Raw genomic sequence first — 21,435 nt, 5'->3', positions numbered from 1 at the left:
AGTGAAACATGGACGCCAAGTATCAAATAGTGCAGTACGCGAGTATTTCCGTCATGTTCCCCGCGGCGTTGGTGGTTGCCGTCTGGCTGTGGGCTGGCGCTTCGAAGAAAATCGCCCTGTTATGGCTCGGCGTATTGTTTTCTGCCTATTTCATCGTGGCCGTGAGCAAAGTGCTGTTCAAGGGCTGGGGGATTGGCCTCGATCACCTAGGTATTGATGTGTTCAGCGGCCATGCGATGAATGCCTGCTTGGTGTTCACCGTCATGCTAAGCCTGCTGTGCCAACAGTTAGACACTCGCTTGCGCTGGCCAGTTTTCGGCCTCGGGTTGCTGGCTACGTGGTGGTTCAGCATCGCCTATGTCGCCCACACCATCCATCCACTGCCTGAAGCCATCGCTGGCGCACTGATCGGCACGGGTGCCGCCTGCGTGTTCCTGCTGGCGATCAAAAAGGACGATATGGGCAAAATCCCACGTCCACTGCTGGCAATGGGTTTAGTGGTGGTATTGGTGGGCAGTTACGTTCCAAAACTGACAGCAGAAGGGCTGCTAGATAAGATAGCGACAACGCTCTCGGGGGCCGAACATGCCTTCAAGCGGTCGTCGTAAGGCAGTTCAACCCACCGCTACCATGCCTTCCTGAATCGCATAAAAAACCCCGATCAGCTCGCACTGATCGGGGTTTTGTTTTAACGCACACGCGTTGAATTAGCCACTGACGCGGCTGGTGCCATCAACGGTCATGATGCGAACACGCTGGCCAACGCGGAAGATTTCGTTCTCTTGAACCTGCTGCACATAGGCACGGGTGCTGCCGTCATCTTCACGTACCGTAATTTCTACGCCTTGGGTCTTGGTCAGGCCTGACTCAGCTGCCGAACCCAGCAGACCGCCCGCCACGGCGCCGATCACAGCGGTCACGATGCTGCCACGGCCGCCACCGATGGCGCTACCACCCACGCCACCCACCACAGCACCCGCAGCGGCGCCGATTGGAGTCTTGGTGCCTTCAATTTGTACCGGACGCAGGGACTCGATGGTGCCCATACGGACCGTTTGTACGCGTCGCGCTTCATCACGCGAGTAAGTGTCGCCGCTCAAGTTCGAAGCGCAACCGCCCAGCAAAACTGTCATGGTCGAAAAAGCTGCAACTAACAGTACGGTCTTACGCATAGGATCAACTCCAAAAGATCAGGGATTCATTAAACTCTGCAACCGGGTGCCTGTCACCGCACAGCGCAGATAAAAGTAGCCTTTATTCAGCGCGGGTACAGACACGCTGTGCCGGACAGGCGCTTGAAAACTGTGAACAAGGGTAGCGCGTAAAAAGCCGTTTTGCCTTACACGCTGCCGTTGTTTATTGCGGTGTTATGGCGCCAACCGCTCGCGGATCCAGTCAATGCCTTCACGTCGATAGTTGAGGCGGTCATGCAAGCGACTCGGGCGCCCCTGCCAAAACTCGATACGTTGCGGCAATAACCGATAACCCCCCCAGTGCTCAGGGCAATGTGGCTGGCTGTCACTGAAACGCGCCTCGGTGGCAGCAAGCAACGCCGCCAGCGCATCGCGATCGGCAATGACCTGACTTTGCGGGGAAGCCCAAGCCCCGATCCGGCTGCCGAGCGGGCGTACCTGATAGTAGGCATCGGACTCTTGCGCCGTCACCTTGACCACCTCACCTTCAATCCGCACCTGACGCTCAAGCGTTGGCCAGAAGAAGGTCATGGCGGCAAAAGGACGCTCTGCCAACTGCTGACCTTTAGCGCTGGTGTAGTTGGTGAAGAAGGTAAAACCCTGTTCGTCCAGTCCTTTGAGCAACAGTACCCGGCAATGCGGTCGCCCTTCGGCATCTACCGTGGCCAAGGTCATGGCATTGGCCTCAACCGGAGGCTGCTCAGTCTTGACCGCGTCATTGAACCACTGATGAAACAGCGCGAAAGGCTCGGCCGGGGCTAGAGCCTCAGCCAACCCGTCACGGGTGTAATCGCGGCGCATGTTAGCCAGCGCTTGAGTCATGGGGCAGTCCTTCCCGGAACCAATCAGTTCTTGGTTTGATCGTTGGCAGCAACCTTTTTATCAGTAGCGGCTTTAGCCACTTCCGATTTTTTGGCGGGTGCAGGCTTCACTGCTTTTTTAGCCGGTGCGGCTTTTTTGGCGACTGTTGTCTTTTTGGCAACCGGTGTAGCGCCCTTCTTGGCGATAGCCGATGGCGCAACAGCCGGTTGTACCGCTACCAGTTCTTCTGGCGTCAGCGCAGGCTGGCTGTACTTGCTGACCAGCGCCAGCATGGTCACTTGCGGGGTCATCATGATTTCAACACGGCGGTTCAATGCACGGCCTTCGTTACTGTCGTTAGCCGCACGCGGCATCACTGAACCCATACCGCGCAGAGTCAGACGGTTGCCTTGCAAACCGCTCATGCGGAAGATCGCAGCAACCGACTTGGCGCGGTCTAGGCTCAAGCGCGTGTTGGTCGCCATGGCGCCCGAGGAGTCAGCATGGCCAAGCACCAGCACGGCCGTTTTAGGATCACCTTCGACCACTTTTGCAACGCGAGTGAACGGGCCAAGCATGGAAGGCATCAGCAAATCAGGGCGAGTGGCTTTGAATGAGCTATCAGCCAGGGCCACGATCACCAGCAAATTCTCGCGGCGTTCCAGTTGCAAGTTACTGTCTTTGATCGCAACGCGCAGACGCGGCTCGTATTCGTCAAGCCAAGCCTGAGTGATTTTCGGATCCGGCATCGGGATCACGCCAACAGGTGCCACCTTGGTGCTTTTGTCATCACCGCCAAATGGCCACCACCAGTTTTTTGAAGTGCTCGCACCGCCAGCAGGTGCAGTAGCCACCTTGGCAACAACCGGTTGTTTTTCAGCCGGAGCGTCCTTCTTAGAGGAGTCAGAACCAAAAGGCCACCAGCTAGAACCGCTGTCTTTGGTTTGAGTGGCAGCAGCAACCGGGGCCGCAGCAGGGGCTGGCGCCGGAGTCGGGGCAGCTTTAGCGACAGGAGGGGTTACTTTAGTGTCCGCTGGCTTGGCCGAGGCGCTGGCGTTCTTGTCCGCAGAAGTCGGGGCCGCATCAGACGACCCAAATTGCCACCATTTGTGGCCACTCTCGGCGTCATTCTGTGGAGTTTGTGCGCAACCAGTAATAGCCAGGCAAAGAGCCAGAGCGAGGGTCTTATTAGATGACATTGAATATCCACATAATGAATTAAGAATAAAGAGGCAATTGCCCATATAAAAAACGTATTGAACACATAAAAGCCAGAGTGTTCCGACCTACGGCCTACAATTGCCCGTTATAAACACTGCGCCAATACTTTCACCAACTTTTGCGCACGTGGGTCCATCAATACATAAGGCCCCAGTGTATGGGTCACAAATCCGAAAGCAACTTCTCGCTCCGGATCGGCAAAACCAATTGAACCACCGGCCCCTGGATGGCCAAAAGCTTTCGGCCCAAGACCAAAGGTGGCATTCGGTACATCCGGCTGGTCCAGCATGCAGCCCAGCCCCAGACGAGTCTGGGTGCGCAAGGTTTTATCCTCGCCCACACTATGCTCTCGGGTCAGTTGCTCGAGCATCTCGGCCTCCAACAAACGGCCATCCAGCAAACCGCTGTAGAAACCGGCAAGGCTGCGGGCATTGCCATGACCATTGGCTGCCGGCTGCTCCATTCGACGCCACTCCGGCTTATTAGTGCTGGTCATGACAGACGGAGGATTGGCAAAGGCCCGCGTGCTCATAGACGTAGGTTCATTCATCATCGCTTTCAAGAGCCGCTGAGCCGCTGCATCACCCATGTTGCCTTTGCTGCGGGCGATATGCGCCACTCGATAAAACTCTTCATCAGGCAGCCCGACATAAAAGTCCAGCCCCAATGGCTTGGCCGTACGCGCCATGATGGATTGGCCCGGGCTACGCCCGTCAGCGCGACGAATCAACTCGCCCACCAACCAGCCATACGTAATCGCGGCATAACCATGACCTTCGCCTGGCGTCCACCATGGGGCTTCTGCCGCCAGCGCATCAACCATGGTTTGCCATTCATAAAGCGCGTTAGGCGGCATTGCTTCACGCAATGCTGGCAAACCCGCCCGATGACTCAACAACTGGCGCAGGGTGATGGCTTCTTTACTGGCTTGGGCGAACTCTGGCCAATAACGTGCGACGGGCACATCCAGCGCAAGTTTGCCCTCTTCCACCAACTGCAACGCCGTCACCGCGGTGAAGGTCTTGGTGCATGAAAACAGGTTGGCAATTGTGTCCGTGTGCCAAGGTTGCTCGCCGTCTTTGTCAGCCGTACCGGCCCACAGGTCAAGCACCGTTTCGCCACCTATCTGGATGCACAGTGCCGCACCACGTTCTTGCGGATCATTGAATAGATCAGCAAACGCTTCACGAACGGCTTCGAACTGAAGGTCATGAAAACCCTGAATCTGCACCCCGACCTCCCAGATCAAGCATGGCTCTACAAGGCGTGTATTGTTCCAGTCCCGGTAAGTTTTTGAAACAGAACAACGCGTTCAAACGCACAATTTTTGTGCATTTACGAGCCTCAGAGAAGGGTATCAACGTCTAGATGATTTTTTTGTGAAAAAGTCTTTCAGATGAAGGATCAGCCAGCAGGAGTTAAGGAAGCGCTTTAAATCAAAAAACCGCAACTTATCAGACTCCGCAGACTGCGATCTTTTAAGGATCAAAAGATCGCACCCTGTAAGGATTGTTAAAGCGCCGCGTAGGTCAATGTGGCGAGTTTTTGCGCTCGCGGATCCATCAACACGTGGCTGCCCATGGTGGTGGTCACAAAACCAAAGCTCACATTACGCTCCGGGTCCGCAAAGCTGACCGGACCGCCCAACCCGACGTGCCCAAAGGTATTAGGCCCCATGCAACTGGAGGCGGCCTGATCAGCCGCTTGTTCCAACATGCAGCCCAGTCCATAGCGCATCGGGCGCAACAAAGTGCGGTCCATGCTGTTGCTGTTCTCTCGGGTGAATTCGCTCAACAGTTCTGGCCCGATCAATCGTCCACCCAGTAATGCGCTGTAGAAACCCGCCAGACCATGGGCGGTGCCATGGCCGTTGACTCCCGGCTGCTGGTAGGCCCACCAGCGCGGATCAGACGTTTGCCTGGGGCCTACGGACGGGTTGGTAAATGCCAGCGTTGCGACATGCTCGGGCTTGTTGACGATCACATGCCGCAAACCGACGGCAAAGGCGTCACCCTCTCGCCCTTCAGCCCGATCAAAATGCGCGATCCGGTGAAAGTCCTGCTCATCCACGCCCATGTACACCTCCAACCCATTGGGTTGCGAGATTCGCTCTCGGATAAAGGTGCAGGGTTCGCGGCCATCCGCTCGACGAATCAACTCGCCAATAATCCAGCCATAAGTAGTGGCGCCGTATCCCAGGTCGGTCCCTGGCTGCCACCACAACGGCTCGGCAGCCATGATTTCAACCATTTCATCCCAGTCATACATATTAGGAGTACGACTGGGCAGGCGCAGCGCCGGAACCCCGGAGGTGTGGGACATGACTTGGCGCAGGGTCACCTGCCCTTTTCCACCCTGTTCAAACTCGGGCCAGTACCGGGCAATCGGCACATCCAGCTCAAGTTTGCCCTCTTCGACCAGCATCAAAGCGGCAACAGCGGTAAACGGTTTAATCGTGCAGTACGTGTTGACCAGCGTGTCTCGATTCCAGGGTTTTTGCCCCTCTAAATCAGCCACGCCCGCCCAAAGGTCGACCACGGTCTTGCCATCCACTTGCACGCACAACCCGGCTCCACGTTCTTGCGGATCATCAAAGATCGCTTCAAACGCTTGCTGAACGGCTTCAAACTCACTTGCACACTTCCCTTTCGCTTCCATGTCGAAGGCTCCATTCAGTCGGAATGAAGACTTTAGTTTCAAGATGGATAAATGAAAGCTCGATAAACCCTCAGAGCGACGAAGTGTCTCGCCGCTGATCAGGTGGTACGCAATTAGTGACCTTTGCCAGAGTGCCCACCTGCATGCCCCGAGGCAGAGCCTCCATCGTTGCCATCTTGCGGGGTTTGACGAGGGGCTTTCAGCGCTTCGTCCGCATCAACTTGGGCTTTGGACGCTTCTTGGCTGAGTTGCTCAAGCGCTTGCACGTTGGTTTTACGCACGCTGTCGACAAAGCCGGTAAACGGCAGGTCGGTGATGCCAATCATGCCGAAGTGGCCGTTTTCACCGTCGAGCAAACGGCCAGTCACCGGTTGATCCAGGTACTGAAACCAGTGAACCCCGACAATTGACGGCTCGGCCACGGCCTGTTTGACAAACTTGGCATAGGCCGGCCCACGCGCTTCTTCGTTGGCCACGTCGGTCACGCCACCCCAGAACGGGCCGCGGTCGCGAGAGCCAAAGTTGAATTCGGTAATCATCACCGGTTTATTCAGCTCGCGCAGCGTGGCGAAGTCATAACCATCTTGTGGTTGCAGGGTGTAAAAGTTAAAGCTCAGCACATCGCAGTACTGTGCACACGCGGCTACCGCTTCTGGGGTGCTGACAGCAAAGCGCCCGCCCAACAGCAAGTGGTTAGGCGCATGCCATTTCAGCGAATCGGACAGAGTTTTGAAGTAGGTGTCCGCAAAGACTTTTTGGAAATATGTGTAATCCGCTTCGATTTCCGGGTGCTCCGCGTTAGGTAACGGCCCCTCGAAACCCGGGTCTTCCATTAATTCCCATGCCGGAATATCGATGCCCCACGCATTGGACAGGCCTTGCTCATTGCGGTACTTGTCGCGCAACTGTTTGAGAAACGCACGTTTGGCCGGAGCATCCGTGGTCATACGCAACGTGCCTAAAGCCAGCGCATACCGCGCCTTAGGTTCATCACCCGCGCCTGCCCACGCCAGTTCGTTGTCGGCAAAATAGCCGATCAACCATGGGTCATCCCGGTGGTCGCGAGCCGCGATCGCCACAGCACGCTCGGCGGCCATGGCAAAGCGCGGGTCAAATGGGTCAGGCATCCCGCCCCACCAGTCGGAGCCGGTGCTGATGCTGTTGTAGTCGCCCACAATCGACAACGGCAAGGTGTAAGGCACCCGATCATTGAGGCCCAACTGCGGGTCGCTCCAGTTGCCAACGGTGTTGAAACCCCACGCTTGCAAGCGATCCAGGGCATGGGTCTGCCAGCGTTTGGCATCAAAAGCTTGGGGGCCACACGCAGTGACAGGATCGGCACCGAGCTCGGTTTTACCGGCGGCGCACGGTTGTGCGTTAATCCGCTGCACATTGGCCGTGTAAAAGTTGTACCAGCGCCCGCCATTAAAGGCCCGGCCCTGCGATGAGCCATTGTTGTTGCGATGGTTCGAGGCGCCATAAAAAGCAGCCAAAGGGGTGCCATCTTTAGGCAGATCCGCAAACATCCACTCACGCCCGGCCACGTAGGTCTGGCTGTCGCTGGCTGTCACGGCGTTCAGGCCCAGTGAGTAAAACGGATGCCCTTCGGGGGTCACCAGGTTCCAGCGACCATTGCGCTTTTCGGTGCGGAAAAAACCAGTGGCCTCAAAAGCTGGCCCCTTGAGCAGACCTCCATATGAGTCAAGGCCGGTACGCGCGGCCAGCCAGCCCTTGAGTTGCTGCTGCTCTTTGGCCGCAGCCGCTTTGAGCTGTTCGTCATTGGCAACCCGTTCTGGCCACTTGGCCCGGGTCGACTGGCCGTAACCGTCAACAATCGAGCTGTACACGGTCTTGATCACGTCATCACCGTCCTGAACCCCAAAGCGCTCCAACAGAATACTTTGTGCAGCTTTAGGTTGCGGAATCGACAAGGTCACCGACACCACTTGGCTGCGATCAATCTGGCCCTCGCTGCTGGCCAGTAAAATGCGCTGCCCATCGACCGTCATTGGCATCGGCGGGCCCGCACGCATGCCTTGGCTGCGCGGCGAATTGGCTTGCAGCGGCAACAACAACGTTTGCGCCGGCCCTGCAGGCAGGTCGATGCGGCTGGTCAGGGTATGACCGTTACTGCTTTGAACCGTCACATCGAGGGTAAGCGCCCAACTCATCGCGTTTTGAATGCGCAGGGTCATCATCCCGGACTGTGACCAGTCCCACACCCCGGTTTGCGGCGTTAAACGCACACTTGGCGCGGTTGCCGGGTTGAAGGTCACGCGGCGCAAAACCTCGCCCTCCGCCGTCTGCTCCGCGTTGTACTGCGGCAAGCTGGCATCAACGGTCGCCACGCTCACCACATCGGCCGGGCGAACGAAGTTGAACAGGGTTTGCTGGCCAGCAGGCGCCGCCAGCAACGGGGTCGTGACCAGCAACGCGAAAAAGGCAGACAACGAACGGCGAATCATAGGGATATAACTCTTCCTGACGGCCAGAAAATGGGCCTGTGAGGTGATGAATGTCTCAACAAAGACAGTAAAGTCGGCGAAAACGCCGACTTGCACTTATGAAATTTCGCGACGGAACGGCGGCAAAGCATTCAGGATAGCTTTGCCATAGCGCTGCGTGACCAGCCTGCGATCGAGCAAGGTGATGGTGCCGCGGTCTTGTTCAGTGCGCAGCAAGCGCCCGCAAGCCTGCACCAGTTTGAGCGAAGCGTCAGGCACCGTGATTTCCATAAAGGGATTGCCGCCACGGGCCTCAATCCATTCAGCCAAGGCGGCTTCAACTGGATCATCGGGCACCGAAAACGGGATCTTGGCAATCACCACGTGCTCGCAGTAAGCGCCGGGCAAGTCCACACCTTCGGCAAAACTGGCCAGACCAAACAACACGCTCGAATCCCCGCCATCAACCCGGGCCTTGTGTTTATTGAGGGTTTCCTGCTTGGACAGGTTGCCCTGGATAAACACTTGCTTGCGCCAGTCGCGCTCCAGGCCGTCGAACACGTCCTGCATTTGTTTACGCGATGAAAACAGCACCAGCGTGCCCCGCGAACCTTCAACAAGCCCCGGCAGCTCACGAATGATTGCGGCAGTGTGTGCCATTGCATCACGCGGATCAGCCTTGAGGTCCGGAACCCGCAGCACGCCAGCGTCGGCGTGATGAAACGGGCTCGGCACTACCGCTGTAACAGCCGTTTTAGGCAAACCGGCACGCATACGAAAACGGTCAAAGGTGCCCAATGCCGTCAGCGTGGCCGATGTCACCAGCGCGCCATACGCCACGTTCCAGAGGTTACGCCGGAGCATTTCAGCCGCAAGAATCGGGCTGGCATTCACTTCGATATCAAACAGTGAGCCACTTTCAGCCAAGGTCAGCCAGCGCGCCATGGGCGGGTTGTCTTCCGGGTCTTCGGTGGTGAAGGCCGTCCACAGCTCCCAGTTACCTTGGGCGCGGGACAGCAAACTGCCGAACAGCGGGTACCACTCCTCGGCCTGCTGGCTGGTGATACCGATGTTGACCTCCCCCTCCATGCCGTCCTTGAGCAGATCGGTCAAGCGGGTGAACACGTCGGTCAGGCGCGAAAAGCCTTTTTTCAACTCAATGCCCATTTCACGCAGGTGATCAGGAATTAAGCCGCCGACAAAGCGATGGCGCGGGCGCTCACGCCCTTCCGGTTCTTCACCGACTTTGAAATCCGCAACTTGCTCGCAGGCACTGAACATGAACTGTTGCTGAGCTTTGATCTCTTTGGTCAGCTCAGGCACTTGCTCAAGCAAGCGTCCCAAATCGCCCGGCAGCGGGTGCTGAGCGAGCAATTTGGTCAGGTTTTTGCCTGTTTGCTCCAGCCAGTCAGCGGTCGAACGCAACCGTGTGTAGTGGGCAAAGTGGCCGATGGCCTTGTCTGGCAGGTGGTGCCCTTCGTCGAACACATACAACGTGTCACGCGGGTCCGGCAGCACGGCGCCGCCACCCAGTGCCAGGTCGGCCAATACCATGTCGTGGTTGGTAACGATGACGTCGACCTTGCCCATCCCTTCGCGGGCCTTGTAAAAGGCGCACTGGCCGAAGTTGGGGCAATGACGGTTGGTGCACTGGCTATGGTCGGTGGTCAGGCGCGCCCAGTCTTGGTCTTCGAGAGCTTGGGGCCAACTGTCGCGATCACCGTCCCACTTATTGCCCGCCAGTTTTTCGATCATGCTGGTGAACAGCTTTTGGCTGGCTTCATCGACTTCAATCCTGAAGCCTTCCTCTTCAAACAACTGCGCCGTCGCGGTTTGCGCGTGCCCCTCTTGCAGCAGCATGTCGAGTTTGGAGAGGCACATGTATCGCCCACGGCCCTTGGCCAATGCAAAGCTGAAATTCAGCCCGCTGTTACGCATCAAGTCCGGGAGGTCTTTGTAGACAATTTGCTCTTGCAACGCGACGGTCGCTGTGGCGATCACCAGACGCTTGCCAGCAGCCTTGGCCGTCGGAATAGCCGCCAGGCTGTAAGCCACGGTTTTACCGGTGCCGGTGCCCGCCTCAACGGCGACCACGGCCGGGTCGCCACTGCGGTGGTTTTCTTCGTCGGTGTCGATATCACCCAGCACTTTGGCCACTTCAGCGATCATCAAACGCTGGCCATAGCGCGGTTTAAGGCTCTTGGCTTCGAGAAAACGCGAGTATGCGCCCTGGATCTGGGATTTGAGTTCGGTACTAATCATGGTTCTTCGGGCGCGAGAAACGCTGGATAAATTTTCAGTGGTTCGAATGGCCGCTATCATACCCCGCTAATTGATTCTGCGCCGAACGGAGTACCTCGATGACCGCCTTTGCCGTTGCTTACAGCCTGCATTTACTGGCCGCCCTGATCTGGGTAGGCGGGATGTTTTTCGCTTGGATGATCCTGCGCCCCGCCGCTATGACGGCCCTTGAAGGCCCTGCGCGGTTAACGTTGTGGGTAGAAGTGTTTCAACGTTTTTTTGTCTGGGTGTGGGTGGCGGTGGTGATTTTGCCGATAAGCGGTGTCGGCCTGCTGCAAATGCGCTTTAGCGGATTCGAGACGGCCCCGCGCTATGTGCAGATCATGATGGGGCTGTACATCGTGATGGTCGCGCTGTTTATCCGCATTCAATCACTGCAACTGCCCGAGTTGCGCAAGGCCGTTGAGACGCAGGAATGGGCCGCAGGGGCTGCGGTAATGCAACGGATTCGACGCCTCGTCGGGTGCAATCTGGTGATAGGCCTCGCGGTCGTGGCGATTGCTGGCGCCCGGCCGATGTTTTAAGACATCAGCACGCGCCTGTCGCCGCCTGCGGCAGCGGCGTCAGGTGTGATGGATTACAAGCGCTGAATGGTCACTGCACCTGCACTGCCCGCTTCACCCGGTTGCCCGGCCTGACCTGGGCGTCCCGATTTACCACCGTCTGTGCGATAAACAATACAGCCTTTGGATTTACCTCCAGCACCCGGGCGTCCCGCCTGACCTGGCTTGCCCCCAGAACCACCCTCGACCAGCACCTTGATCTGCTCGTCCGGGAAATCACGAGGCAGTTCGACACGCACCTGAGCACCCGCCGCGCCCTGATGACCATTGCCGCCGTCATCACCATTGGCCCCCGGACCTGCAGCTCCCCACGTGCAACCCGGTTCATCGCCGTTACCGCCATCAAGCCCAGTAAAGCCCGGCGCACCGGTGCCGCCACGGGCATCAATGAACAGTTGCGGTGCTTGCAACGATTCGATCCGCAGGTTCAAGTCTCGTGCGGGCCGTGCCGGCTTTTCAAACGTCCCCGAAGCGCCGCGTGCACTGATTTGGCTGCCTTCGCCGAGTTCGGCTCGCGCCACGTGCAATTCGATTCCGCGTTCAGCGGGCACAATAACGATGCGCGACTCATGCCCCAAATGCAGCTGGTCAATGTTGATCTGGCTGACACCCGCCGGAATCAACAGCGTGCCGTAGTCCGCCACGTCGAGCTTTTCCAGCTTCAATACAGCCACATTAGCGGGCAGGCGCATCATCGAGTTGGCTTCGACCTGCACTACCTCGGCCTGTGCGAATGGGCTGCATAAGGCAGCCAGTAAACATAACTTACGCATGGCTGTTGCCTTGTTCGGGAGATTTAGGGAAGGTTTGAACGTGCAGAATTCCTAGTAAAAGGATGTACAGGCGGTCACGCCAAGGATGAGGGCGCCCTTTAAGGCTGCTATTGAACAACAACAGCTCAAGCAAATGGGTCAAAAACAACAGACTCCCTGCCAGATTAATCAGTAAATCGAATGGGTTGCTCATTGGCTTGAATACATTGATCACAACAGCCACCCAGAACAATAACGTCAGAACCTTCCCCAGCCCCCAAAGCACCTTCATACAACCGCCCTTTCTATGTTTTTCTTTGAGCGCACATTAACGGCTAGCAGGAGCCCCACGCCAGAGGCCACTAAAAAAAATTTCGCCGCGAGCTGAGCCATTTGACCAGCCAGAGAACGAACCTTAACACCCACGTTGTAAGCGTCTTTTTTAGGCGTGCGGCAATCACATTGCGCTTGTCTTCATCAGTAACGGTCAGTTTTGCCGAATGAAACTAAAGACTGCGATTTAGCTATGAGCCAGCATGCACTAGGCTGCAAGCCCGCAGCAGGCTAGTCTTGAACGCTCTGATTGAGGACTAACAATGACGTCTGGCATTTCAACACGCACACCTCAGCAAGCCCTGGCGGCGCTGCTTGATCTTTATGCGCCACAGCGCCTGCTGGTGGTCGGCGCCAGCCAGTTCCCCGCCCTGCAAGCGTTTCAAAACGCTCATCCGCAGGTCTTGGTGGCCCATGCAGCGCCCGGCGCGTTGCCGCCGGAGCTAGCAGCACAGCGTTTCGACCTCGCACTGGTGGTCGATTGCCTAGAGCATTTGCCCAAGCGCACGGGCCTGGAACTGCTTGGCGGGATTCGCAACCTGAACGCCAGCCGCATCGCGGTGTTGGCCGATCTGGCTGTCTGCGACTGGAAAGACACCGACTTTTTCGCACTTGCGCTACAAAGTAATGAACGCTTTCAACGCGATGAACAGGTACTGACCCTATTCACATACGACTTGCGCGAGTACAAACAAGTGCCTGACTGGCTGAATGCTAGGTTTTGGGCAAATCCGGAAAACTTTGGCAAGTATTGGTGGTAAGCCGATGAGTACATCCATTTGCCCCTGTGGTAGCGGCAATTTGCAAGACGCCTGCTGCGGGCATTATCACGCAGGGCATCCGGCACCGAGTGCCGAAACATTGATGCGTTCACGCTACTGCGCCTACGTACTGGGCCGGATTGACTATCTGGTCGATACCACTCTGCCCGCGCAACAGGCCGGACTCGACCGCCAATCCATTGCCCACTGGAGCGCACAAAGCACCTGGTTGGGCCTGACAGTTGAAAGCAGCGAAGTGTTCGGTGGCCAACCAGAACATGCTTTTGTGACCTTTACTGCACGTTGGCATGACACCGAAGGTGAACACAGTCACCGCGAACGCTCTTCTTTTGTACAGAGTGCGGGACGTTGGTACTTCATTGATCCAACAGTGCCACTCAAGGTCGGGCGCAACGATGCCTGCCCCTGTAACAGTGGGCTGAAATTCAAAAAATGCTGTGCGAGTTATCTGGGCAGTTAGAGCGAAAAAGGGAGCAGGCAATGGATTATCGGGCTCGAATAACAAAAACAATCGCCCTTGTGATGATTCTGGCGTTGTCCGGTTGCGCATCATGGTTTGAATCCGCCGACAAAAACCCGGATCTGCATTTGGTTAAGGTCGAACTGGTCAAGGCCAAACTCTTGGAGCAACACTTCAAGCTACACTTTCGAGTGGACAACCCGAATGACTCAACCCTCACGGTGCGTGGCCTCAGCTACTCGCTTTACGTGGGTACGATAAAACTGACTGAAGGTGAGTACGAAAAGTGGTTCAGCGTAGAGCCAAACAGCCATAAGGTATTCGTCGTGCCCGTGCGCACCAACTTGTGGCCGCAGGTGCGTCCGTTGATCAAACTGCTTGAGTCCCCTGACCAGCCTGTCCCTTATCTACTGGATGGCACGCTAGAGACGGGGCTGTTCTTCGGTTCCGACGTGCACGTGGTGCGTAAAGGCGAGATAATGCCCGGCGATTTTATTCCAGAGTGATTAAGTAATGACCCAACAACCCCACGTTCATGGCCCAGACTGTAACCACGATCATGACCATCACACGCATGACCACGATCACGATCACGGCCACGTGCACGGCCCAAACTGCGGCCACGCCCCTCAAGAGCCCGTGCGCAATGAACTGAAAGGCATTGGCCGCAACGACCCTTGCCCGTGTGGCAGCAGCAAAAAATTCAAGAAGTGCCACGGCGCCTGATTCTTTAGACCGCCCTGCACACGCCGCACCTGCCTCAGCACGTGCGGCGTTTGTATTTTTGGCGTCTGACTGAGCAAGCGCTTTCAACTGAGGAGGCATTAGGCGTAAAACTGGCAGCCTGTGGTTAACCGTTAAGACTGTGTGACTCTTCACTTGCGGAGCTCTTCATGATTGATCTTTATTACTGGACCACTCCCAACGGCCACAAAATCTCGCTATTCCTTGAAGAGGCCGGCCTGCCTTACACCGTTCATCCGGTGAATATCGGCAAAAACGAACAGTTCGAACCCGCCTTCCTGAAGATCGCCCCGAATAACCGCATTCCTGCGATCGTCGATCACGCACCAGTCGACGGTGGCGAGCCTTTGTCGCTGTTTGAGTCGGGCGCAATCTTGTTGTACCTCGCAGAAAAAATCGGCCAGTTACTGCCGACAGACCTGCGTGGGCGCCAAGTAGCCCTGCAATGGCTGTTCTGGCAAATGGGCGGCCTAGGGCCAATGGCCGGGCAAAATCATCATTTCAAGCGCCTACCCGAGAAAATCCCTTACGCGCTAAAACGCTACACCGACGAAACAGCTCGTCTCTATGGTGTGTTGAACAAGCAACTGGAAGGCCGTCAGTTTGTCGCGGGCGATGAATACAGCATTGCTGACATAGGGATTTATCCGTGGATCGTGTCACACGAACTCCAAGGCCAGAATCTAGATGATTTCCCGTCGCTGAAGGTGTGGTTCGAGCGAATCAAGGCTCGACCGGCGACGATGCGTGCGTACGCGCTGGTGGATAAGATCAATCCGCCGAGCTAACCCCGTCGCCGAAATGTGTAGCCACTGCCGCAGGCTGCGATGAAGGTTGTGGGGCGTTGAGAAAACGGGTTGCTCCGCAACCCTTCGCAGCCTTCGGCAGCGACTACGGGGCTTGTTGTTGATAGCGCTTGCGCAGTGTCATCGGCCTCACTAACGTAGCGCCTTTCGATGACACTACCCCCGCAGGAGCTTTGCCATGGCCTCGCCAGCCCTTACTCATTTTTTACCTCGGTTCGGCGTTGCCGCGGCAATGGTTAGCCTGCTGGGCGTGTCCGGTTGCCAGCTAAACACTCCCGCCAGCGAAAGCCTGGTCCCAACCTCGGGTATGCAACCTCTGAAAGGCCTGGCGCAGAACGTCTCGGTTCGCCGCAACAGCCAGGGCATCCCGCTCATCGAAAGCAGCAGCTTTCACGATGCGCTGTTCACACTGGGCTACGTGCACGCCAGTGACCGCATCAGCCAAATGGTGCGCCTGCGCTTGCTGGCCCAAGGCCGTTTGGCAGAACTGGACGGCAGTGACGCGTTAGACAGCGACCGCCTGATGCGCAGCATCAACCTTAAGAAGAACGCAGACGAACTGTATAAAAGCTCATCGCCACGCCTTAAAAAGTTCTTTGAAGTCTATGCCCGAGGCGTCAACGCTTATCTGTTCCGCTATCGCGACAAACTCCCTGCCGACCTCGCGCAGGCGGGCTACCGGGCTGAATATTGGAAACCTGAAGATTGCGCGCTGATTTTCAGCCTGTTGAACTTCTCGACCTCGGTCAATCTTCAAGAAGAACTCAATTCACTGGTGCTGGCGCAAAAAGTCGGCGCCAGCAAACTCCCATGGCTGACGCCGACGTACCCCAATGAGCAATTGCCCACGAGTGAAGCCGACAAACTCAACGGCCTGAACCTGGCCAGCCAGTTACCCAGCTTGAGCGGCGTAACCCAAGCACTTGAACGCATAAGCCAACTCAATCTGCCGGGCGTCACGGCTTCAAGCGACTGGGCAGTAGGCCCACAACGCAGTCGCAGCGGCAAAAGCCTGCTGGCCAACGACATTCATCAGCCGATCGGTGTTCCCTCGGCCTGGAACTACGTACAAATCCGCGCCCCTAAGTACCAGGCCGCTGGCGCGTCTATCGCAGGCTTGCCGACGCTGTTTGCCGGGTTCAACGGCAAGGTAGCGTGGGGCATGAGCATGGCCATGGGTGACAACCAGGATGTGTTCATCGAGAAGCTCAAGCGTCAGGGCAACAGCTTGTATTATTTGGCCGATGGCAAATGGCTGCCCGCTACGGTGCGCAACGAAACATTCTTCGTCAAAGGCCAACGTCCGATTCGCGAAGTCATTTACGAAACACGCCATGGTCCGCTGCTGAACAGTGCCGTCGGCACTGCCAATGCCCTAGACAGCAGCTTGGGGCTGGCCCTGCAAACCCCGGACTTTAAGGGCGATAAAACCCTTGATGCGTTTTTCGACTTGTCGCGAGCGCAAAACAGCGAAAGCGCCTCAGACGCCAGCCGCGAAATTCGTGCGATTGCTCTGAACCTTCTGTATGCCGACGCCAGCCATATCGGCTGGCAAGTCACCGGGCTGTACCCAAACCGCCGTGAAGGCCTGGGTCTGTTCCCATCACCGGGCTGGGACAGACGCTACGACTGGGACGGTTACGCCGACGCCATGCTGCACCCGTACGACCAAGACCCAGCGCAAGGGTGGCTTGGCACGGCCAACCAACGTACCGCGGCATATGGCTACGGCATGCAGTTGTCCAATTCGTGGTTATCGCCAGAGCGCAGCGAGCGTCTCGCGCAGTTGGCGGGCAGCGGCAAGCAAGATGCGCGCAGCATGATCGCAATGCAGTACGACCAGACCACACTGTTTGCAGCCAAGTTAAAAACCATGTTTAACGCACCCGGCATGGCGCAACCACTGAAACAGGCGATCGCAGCATTGCCTGCGGCGGATCAGGTCAAAGCCCGTGAAGCCCTGACCCGCCTAATGGCTTTTGACGGCAAACTCAGCCCGACCTCGGCCGACGCAGCGCTGTATGAGCTGTTTTTGCAAGAAAGCACCCGACAAATCTTCCTTGACGAACTAGGCCCTGAGTCCAGCGCCAGTTGGAAGGCGTTCATCGCCAACAGCAACCTGTCGTATTCGGCCGTCAGCGATCACTTGCTGGGCCGGGAAGACAGCCCGTTTTGGGACGACATTCGCACCCCGCAAAAAGAAGATAAACCGACCATCCTGGCCCGCAGCCTGGCTGGCGCTATCAGTGCAGGTGACACCCAATTGGGCATCGATCACCGGGCATGGCAATGGGGCAAGCTGCATTACTACCTGTGGCGCAACGCAAATGGCCAACCTGTTCGCGGACCTGTCGCGGCGGGCGGTGATCACACCACGCTCAACATTGCGGCATACAACACCGGTAGCAACAGCTTTGAAACGACATTGATTCCAGCAATGCGCATGATCGTCGACTTTGGGCAAAGCGAACCGATGATGGGCCAAAACAGCACCGGGCAATCCAGCAACCCAGCCAGCCCCCATTACACTGACGGGATCGACCCATGGCTCAAGGGCCAATACATCAGCTTCCCGATGCAGCCGCAGAACTTCGACAGCGTCTACGGCAAGACGCGCCTCACCCTGATGCCGGGTAAGTAGGCACGCGTTAAGACTTGCTCGGGCACGTCTTCGTGGGAGCGGGCTTGCTCGCGATTGGATCGACAAGGTGTCACAAACGCACCAAGTTGCCTGCATCGCGAGCAAGCCCGCACCCACAGGGTCATCATTGCGCAACGCACTGTTTTGGGTCGCACTTTTTTCAACGCTCTTTTGTAGCGCACATCCTCCGTTTTTTACTCGTTTCTCTGCTCTAAATTCCCCCTCAACCCTTTGTGGTTCGGTTATTGCTTCGTCTCTGTCGTCGTAGCGCTCCAGTAACCGTACTCACGCGCCACAAGCGCTCATTGGTTTTAGGGATTGAATAATGAAAAAAGCATTTCTGGCCCTTTCTGCACTGACTTTATGCATGGCTGCGGGTTCTGTTTTAGCCAAAGAGTACAAAGAACTGCGTTTCGGGGTAGACCCGTCCTACGCCCCGTTTGAGTCCAAAGCGGCTGACGGCAGCCTAGTGGGTTTTGATATCGACTTGGGCAATGCCATCTGCGCCGAACTGAAAGTGAAGTGCAAATGGGTCGAATCCGACTTTGACGGCATGATTCCCGGCCTCAAAGCCAATAAATTCGACGGCGTCATCTCATCCATGACCGTCACTCCAGCCCGCGAGAAAGTCATCGACTTCTCTAGTGAGCTGTTCTCCGGCCCAACGTCTCTGGTGTACAAAAAAGGCTCGGGCTTGAGCGCAGACACCGCCTCGCTCAAAGGCAAAACCGTCGGCTATGAGCAAGGCACCATCCAGGAAGCCTACGCCAAGGCGGTGCTGGACAAAGCGGGGGTGACCACAAAGGCCTACGCCAACCAGGATCAAGTGTATGCCGACCTGACTTCAGGCCGCCTCGACGCCTCGGTCCAGGACATGCTGCAAGCCGAACTGGGCTTTTTGAAATCGCCGCAGGGCGCTGATTACGAAGTCAGCGAAGCTATTGATGATCCTCTACTTCCGTCCAAAACAGCCGTGGGTATCAAAAAGGGTAACAGCGAGCTGCAAGCCCTACTCAACAAAGGTATCAAAGCGTTACACGCTGATGGTACCTACGCCAAAATCCAGAAAAAGAACTTCGGCGACCTGAATCTGTTCAGCGGCAAATAACGCCCCGGCACCCACGCCAGGGTGGGTGCCTTTTCGAATGCCATGGGTTCGATTGTCATGCTTGAAAATCTCGTACAGAACCTTGGGCTTTCAGCCTTCAGCTTGCAGGGATTCGGCCCCTTACTGCTGCAAGGCACATGGATGACCCTCAAATTATCGGTGCTGTCGCTGGCCGTGAGCGTGTTGCTCGGGCTGCTGGGCGCCAGCGCCAAACTCTCCCGCCTAAAACTGCTACGCCTCCCGGCCAAGCTCTACACCACACTGATTCGGGGCGTACCCGACCTGGTGCTGATGCTGCTGATTTTTTATAGCCTGCAAACCTGGCTGACCAGCTTCACCGATGCCATGGAGTGGGATTACATCGAAATCAACCCGTTTAGCGCCGGGGTGATCACGCTAGGGTTTATCTACGGCGCCTATTTCACCGAGACGTTCCGCGGTGCGATCCTCTCGGTACCGCGTGGCCAGGTCGAAGCCGCGACCGCTTATGGCCTGAAACGCTGGCAACGATTCCGCTTTGTGGTGTTCCCGCAAATGATGCGCTTTGCCCTTCCGGGCATCGGCAATAACTGGATGGTGATGCTCAAAGCCACGGCGCTGGTATCGATCATTGGCCTGGCCGACTTGGTCAAAGCCGCTCAAGATGCGGGCAAAAGCACTTATCAGCTGTTTTACTTTCTAGTGATTGCGGCACTTATCTATCTGGCGATCACCAGCGCGTCGAATTTCGTCCTGCGTCGGCTAGAACGCCGTTATGCCGCAGGTTCACGGGAGGCCGTACGATGATTGAACTGTTGCAGGAATATTGGCGGCCTTTTCTGTACAGCGATGGCCAGCATATTACTGGCCTGGCCATGACGCTGTGGCTGTTGAGCGCCTCGCTGGTTATCGGTTTTTTAGTGTCCATTCCGCTGTCAATCGCCAGGGTTTCATCCAAACGCAGGGTTCGCTGGCCGGTGCAGTTCTACACCTACCTGTTTCGCGGCACACCGCTCTATATACAACTACTGATTTGTTACACCGGGATCTACAGCATCGCTGCCGTTCGCGCCCAACCAGAGCTGAATGCGTTCTTTCGGGACGCGATGAACTGCACGATTCTGGCCTTTGCCCTGAATACCTGCGCCTACACCACAGAAATTTTTGCCGGCGCCATTCGCAGCATGGCCCACGGCGAAATTGAAGCAGCCAAAGCGTATGGTCTGAGTGGCTGGAAACTCTATGCCTACGTCATCATGCCTTCGGCCTTACGCCGCTCATTGCCGTTTTACAGCAATGAGGTGATTCTGATGCTGCACTCGACCACCGTAGCCTTCACCGCAACCATCCCTGATGTGCTTAAAGTCGCCCGGGACGCAAACTCTGCGACGTTCTTGACGTTCCAGTCGTTTGGCATCGCGGCCATCATCTATTTGTGCGTCACCTTTATTTTGGTCGGTTTATTTCGACTGGCGGAGCGCCGCTGGTTGGCCTTTCTCGGCCCTGCTCACTAGGACATTCACATGCAGCGACATCAAATCCATCCCTTGCTGGCACCTGTTCCCGGCACCGAGCGGCAGATTCACAGCTTTCATTACGGCCCTGCCAAGCCACAGGGCAAGGTTTATATTCAAGCTTCGCTGCACGCCGATGAACTGCCCGGCATGCTGGTGGCTTGGCACCTGAAAAAGCGCTTGGCCGAACTGGAAAGCGCAGGCCGCTTGCACAGCGAAATTGTGCTGGTCCCGGTGGCCAATCCGGTGGGCCTGGAACAAGTGGTGATGGACATCCCACTGGGTCGCTATGAGCTAGAAAGCGGGCAAAATTTCAACCGCAACTTTCTGGACCTAAGCACCCAGATCGGCGATGACGTTGAAGGACTGCTCAACAACGACCCGGCCCATAACCTGCAAATCATCCGCCAGCACCTGCGCAAGGCGTTGGACGCACAAGTGCCGACAACGCAACTGCAATCCCAGCGCCTGACCCTGCAAACACTGGCGTGCGATGCCGATGTAGTGTTGGACTTGCACTGTGACTTTGAAGCGGTGGCCCATCTTTACACCACGCCCCAGGCTTGGTCACAGGTTGAACCACTGGCGCGCTACCTTGAGGCTCAGGCCAACCTGCTGGCAACCGACTCAGGCGGCCAGTCGTTCGATGAGTGCTTCACCCTGCTGTGGTGGACGTTGCAACAACGCTTCGAGCATTGCTTTGCTATCCCGCAGGGCAGTTTCTCGGTGACCGTTGAGTTACGCGGCCAAGGCGATGTCAGCCATGCGCTCGCCCAACAGGACTGTCAGGCGCTGATCGATTACCTGATCAGTTTTGGTGCTATTGAAGGCGAAGCCAAACCGTTGCCTGACCTGCCTTACCCGGCCACCCCATTGGCCGGGGTCGAGCCGGTCACTTCGCCAGCGGGCGGGGTACTGGTATTTCACGCTAAACCCGGAGATTACCTCGAAGCAGGCCAATTGGTGGCCGACATCATTGACCCCATCAACGATCGCTTGGTCCCGGTTTACTGTTCCCATGCAGGCCTGCTCTACGCCCGATCAGTACGGCGAATGGCAACTGCCGGCATGGTAATTGCGCATGTGGCAGGCCGTGAAGCCTACCGCAGCGGCTACCTTCTTTCTGCTTGAGGTC

General features: G+C 56.8%; 21 protein-coding genes. 12 read left to right on the top strand and 9 right to left on the bottom strand.

Annotation, left to right across the window (positions count from 1 at the left end):
* Positions 1 to 8 precede the first annotated feature (8 nt).
* Positions 9 to 608, top strand: a complete 600-nt coding sequence (locus B347_RS0117770) for a hypothetical protein (RefSeq protein WP_019411044.1) — start codon at positions 9 to 11, stop codon at positions 606 to 608.
* A gap of 99 nt (positions 609 to 707) precedes the next feature.
* Here B347_RS0117770 and B347_RS0117765 read toward each other — a convergent pair whose 3' ends face one another.
* The 7 genes from B347_RS0117765 to dinG all read right to left on the bottom strand — a co-directional run bounded on the left by B347_RS0117765 (position 708) and on the right by dinG (position 10,579).
* Complete coding sequence (locus B347_RS0117765) at positions 708 to 1,172, bottom strand: glycine zipper 2TM domain-containing protein (protein WP_019411043.1); 465 nt, start codon at positions 1,170 to 1,172, stop codon at positions 708 to 710.
* Between the two features lie 195 nt (positions 1,173 to 1,367).
* The gene (gene pdxH, locus B347_RS0117760) at positions 1,368 to 2,015 is read right to left on the bottom strand and encodes a pyridoxamine 5'-phosphate oxidase (RefSeq protein WP_019411042.1); all 648 of its coding nucleotides are present in this window, start codon (positions 2,013 to 2,015) and stop codon (positions 1,368 to 1,370) included.
* A gap of 23 nt (positions 2,016 to 2,038) precedes the next feature.
* Positions 2,039 to 3,193 (bottom strand): OmpA family protein, encoded by a 1,155-nt coding sequence (locus tag B347_RS0117755; protein ID WP_019411041.1) that lies wholly within the window; start codon positions 3,191 to 3,193, stop codon positions 2,039 to 2,041.
* 107 nt (positions 3,194 to 3,300) lie between these two features.
* Positions 3,301 to 4,446 carry an EstA family serine hydrolase gene (locus B347_RS0117750; RefSeq protein WP_019411040.1) on the bottom strand — a complete coding sequence of 382 codons (1,146 nt, stop codon included), beginning with the start codon at positions 4,444 to 4,446 and terminating at the stop codon, positions 3,301 to 3,303.
* 281 nt (positions 4,447 to 4,727) lie between these two features.
* Positions 4,728 to 5,873, bottom strand: coding sequence for an EstA family serine hydrolase (locus B347_RS0117745; RefSeq protein WP_019411039.1), 1,146 nt, complete (start codon positions 5,871 to 5,873; stop codon positions 4,728 to 4,730).
* A 113-nt stretch (positions 5,874 to 5,986) separates the two neighbouring features.
* Positions 5,987 to 8,338 (bottom strand): beta-galactosidase, encoded by a 2,352-nt coding sequence (locus B347_RS0117740; RefSeq protein WP_019411038.1) that lies wholly within the window; start codon positions 8,336 to 8,338, stop codon positions 5,987 to 5,989.
* Positions 8,339 to 8,434: 96 nt separating this feature from the next.
* Entirely contained in the window at positions 8,435 to 10,579 is a 2,145-nt protein-coding gene (gene dinG / locus B347_RS0117735; RefSeq protein ID WP_019411037.1) for an ATP-dependent DNA helicase DinG, read from the bottom strand.
* Between the two features lie 98 nt (positions 10,580 to 10,677).
* Here dinG and B347_RS0117730 point away from each other — a divergent pair, with 98 nt between their 5' ends.
* A complete protein-coding gene (locus B347_RS0117730) occupies positions 10,678 to 11,142 on the top strand; it encodes a CopD family protein (RefSeq protein ID WP_019411036.1) in 465 nt (154 codons plus the stop codon).
* Between the two features lie 53 nt (positions 11,143 to 11,195).
* Here B347_RS0117730 and B347_RS0117725 read toward each other — a convergent pair whose 3' ends face one another.
* Both B347_RS0117725 and B347_RS0117720 read right to left on the bottom strand, forming a co-directional pair.
* Complete coding sequence (locus B347_RS0117725) at positions 11,196 to 11,954, bottom strand: hypothetical protein (protein WP_019411035.1); 759 nt, start codon at positions 11,952 to 11,954, stop codon at positions 11,196 to 11,198.
* Positions 11,947 to 12,225 carry a DUF1145 domain-containing protein gene (locus tag B347_RS0117720; protein WP_019411034.1) on the bottom strand — a complete coding sequence of 93 codons (279 nt, stop codon included), beginning with the start codon at positions 12,223 to 12,225 and terminating at the stop codon, positions 11,947 to 11,949. Before B347_RS0117720 ends, B347_RS0117725 begins: the two co-directional genes overlap by 8 nt.
* A gap of 304 nt (positions 12,226 to 12,529) precedes the next feature.
* Between B347_RS0117720 and B347_RS0117710 the strand changes: the two genes are divergently transcribed.
* The 10 genes from B347_RS0117710 (at position 12,530) to B347_RS0117665 (ending at position 21,431) form a co-directional block, all read left to right on the top strand.
* Positions 12,530 to 13,027: a DUF6231 family protein gene (locus B347_RS0117710; RefSeq protein ID WP_019411032.1), complete on the top strand. Its 498-nt coding sequence runs from the start codon at positions 12,530 to 12,532 to the stop codon at positions 13,025 to 13,027.
* Between the two features lie 4 nt (positions 13,028 to 13,031).
* Entirely contained in the window at positions 13,032 to 13,508 is a 477-nt protein-coding gene (locus tag B347_RS0117705; protein ID WP_026014265.1) for a YchJ family protein, read from the top strand.
* Between the two features lie 20 nt (positions 13,509 to 13,528).
* Positions 13,529 to 14,014 carry an LEA type 2 family protein gene (locus tag B347_RS0117700; RefSeq protein WP_019411030.1) on the top strand — a complete coding sequence of 162 codons (486 nt, stop codon included), beginning with the start codon at positions 13,529 to 13,531 and terminating at the stop codon, positions 14,012 to 14,014.
* 7 nt (positions 14,015 to 14,021) lie between these two features.
* The gene (locus B347_RS26055; RefSeq protein WP_033387926.1) at positions 14,022 to 14,234 is read left to right on the top strand and encodes an SEC-C metal-binding domain-containing protein; all 213 of its coding nucleotides are present in this window, start codon (positions 14,022 to 14,024) and stop codon (positions 14,232 to 14,234) included.
* A gap of 167 nt (positions 14,235 to 14,401) precedes the next feature.
* A complete protein-coding gene (locus B347_RS0117690) occupies positions 14,402 to 15,040 on the top strand; it encodes a glutathione binding-like protein (RefSeq protein ID WP_019411028.1) in 639 nt (212 codons plus the stop codon).
* A gap of 196 nt (positions 15,041 to 15,236) precedes the next feature.
* Positions 15,237 to 17,699: a penicillin acylase family protein gene (locus tag B347_RS0117685; RefSeq protein ID WP_019411027.1), complete on the top strand. Its 2,463-nt coding sequence runs from the start codon at positions 15,237 to 15,239 to the stop codon at positions 17,697 to 17,699.
* A gap of 325 nt (positions 17,700 to 18,024) precedes the next feature.
* Positions 18,025 to 18,807 carry a transporter substrate-binding domain-containing protein gene (locus B347_RS0117680; RefSeq protein ID WP_019411026.1) on the top strand — a complete coding sequence of 261 codons (783 nt, stop codon included), beginning with the start codon at positions 18,025 to 18,027 and terminating at the stop codon, positions 18,805 to 18,807.
* A 57-nt stretch (positions 18,808 to 18,864) separates the two neighbouring features.
* Complete coding sequence (locus B347_RS0117675) at positions 18,865 to 19,593, top strand: ABC transporter permease (protein WP_026014264.1); 729 nt, start codon at positions 18,865 to 18,867, stop codon at positions 19,591 to 19,593.
* Positions 19,590 to 20,300, top strand: a complete 711-nt coding sequence (locus tag B347_RS0117670; protein WP_019411024.1) for an ABC transporter permease — start codon at positions 19,590 to 19,592, stop codon at positions 20,298 to 20,300. The genes B347_RS0117675 and B347_RS0117670 overlap by 4 nt, the downstream gene beginning before the upstream one ends.
* A gap of 9 nt (positions 20,301 to 20,309) precedes the next feature.
* A complete protein-coding gene (locus tag B347_RS0117665) occupies positions 20,310 to 21,431 on the top strand; it encodes a succinylglutamate desuccinylase/aspartoacylase family protein (protein ID WP_019411023.1) in 1,122 nt (373 codons plus the stop codon).
* Positions 21,432 to 21,435 lie beyond the last annotated feature (4 nt).

Origin of the sequence: Pseudomonas psychrophila HA-4, assembly GCF_000282975.1 — a bacterium.
GTDB lineage: Bacteria > Pseudomonadota > Gammaproteobacteria > Pseudomonadales > Pseudomonadaceae > Aquipseudomonas > Aquipseudomonas psychrophila_A.
This window is presented reverse-complemented; position numbering and strand designations above follow the sequence as displayed.

Bases quoted from the DNA above. Each gene is read 5' to 3' on its own strand.
- B347_RS0117770 (WP_019411044.1), top strand. From the start codon at position 9: ATGGACGCCAAGTATCAAATAGTGCAGTACGCGAGTATTTCCGTCATG.
- B347_RS0117765 (WP_019411043.1), bottom strand. From the start codon at position 1,172: ATGCGTAAGACCGTACTGTTAGTTGCAGCTTTTTCGACCATGACAGTT.
- pdxH (WP_019411042.1), bottom strand. From the start codon at position 2,015: ATGACTCAAGCGCTGGCTAACATGCGCCGCGATTACACCCGTGACGGG.
- B347_RS0117755 (WP_019411041.1), bottom strand. From the start codon at position 3,193: ATGTCATCTAATAAGACCCTCGCTCTGGCTCTTTGCCTGGCTATTACT.
- B347_RS0117745 (WP_019411039.1), bottom strand. From the start codon at position 5,873: ATGGAAGCGAAAGGGAAGTGTGCAAGTGAGTTTGAAGCCGTTCAGCAA.
- B347_RS0117740 (WP_019411038.1), bottom strand. From the start codon at position 8,338: ATGATTCGCCGTTCGTTGTCTGCCTTTTTCGCGTTGCTGGTCACGACC.
- dinG (WP_019411037.1), bottom strand. From the start codon at position 10,579: ATGATTAGTACCGAACTCAAATCCCAGATCCAGGGCGCATACTCGCGT.
- B347_RS0117730 (WP_019411036.1), top strand. From the start codon at position 10,678: ATGACCGCCTTTGCCGTTGCTTACAGCCTGCATTTACTGGCCGCCCTG.
- B347_RS0117725 (WP_019411035.1), bottom strand. From the start codon at position 11,954: ATGCGTAAGTTATGTTTACTGGCTGCCTTATGCAGCCCATTCGCACAG.
- B347_RS0117720 (WP_019411034.1), bottom strand. From the start codon at position 12,225: ATGAAGGTGCTTTGGGGGCTGGGGAAGGTTCTGACGTTATTGTTCTGG.
- B347_RS0117710 (WP_019411032.1), top strand. From the start codon at position 12,530: ATGACGTCTGGCATTTCAACACGCACACCTCAGCAAGCCCTGGCGGCG.
- B347_RS0117705 (WP_026014265.1), top strand. From the start codon at position 13,032: ATGAGTACATCCATTTGCCCCTGTGGTAGCGGCAATTTGCAAGACGCC.
- B347_RS0117700 (WP_019411030.1), top strand. From the start codon at position 13,529: ATGGATTATCGGGCTCGAATAACAAAAACAATCGCCCTTGTGATGATT.
- B347_RS26055 (WP_033387926.1), top strand. From the start codon at position 14,022: ATGACCCAACAACCCCACGTTCATGGCCCAGACTGTAACCACGATCAT.
- B347_RS0117690 (WP_019411028.1), top strand. From the start codon at position 14,402: ATGATTGATCTTTATTACTGGACCACTCCCAACGGCCACAAAATCTCG.
- B347_RS0117685 (WP_019411027.1), top strand. From the start codon at position 15,237: ATGGCCTCGCCAGCCCTTACTCATTTTTTACCTCGGTTCGGCGTTGCC.
- B347_RS0117680 (WP_019411026.1), top strand. From the start codon at position 18,025: ATGAAAAAAGCATTTCTGGCCCTTTCTGCACTGACTTTATGCATGGCT.
- B347_RS0117675 (WP_026014264.1), top strand. From the start codon at position 18,865: ATGCTTGAAAATCTCGTACAGAACCTTGGGCTTTCAGCCTTCAGCTTG.
- B347_RS0117670 (WP_019411024.1), top strand. From the start codon at position 19,590: ATGATTGAACTGTTGCAGGAATATTGGCGGCCTTTTCTGTACAGCGAT.
- B347_RS0117665 (WP_019411023.1), top strand. From the start codon at position 20,310: ATGCAGCGACATCAAATCCATCCCTTGCTGGCACCTGTTCCCGGCACC.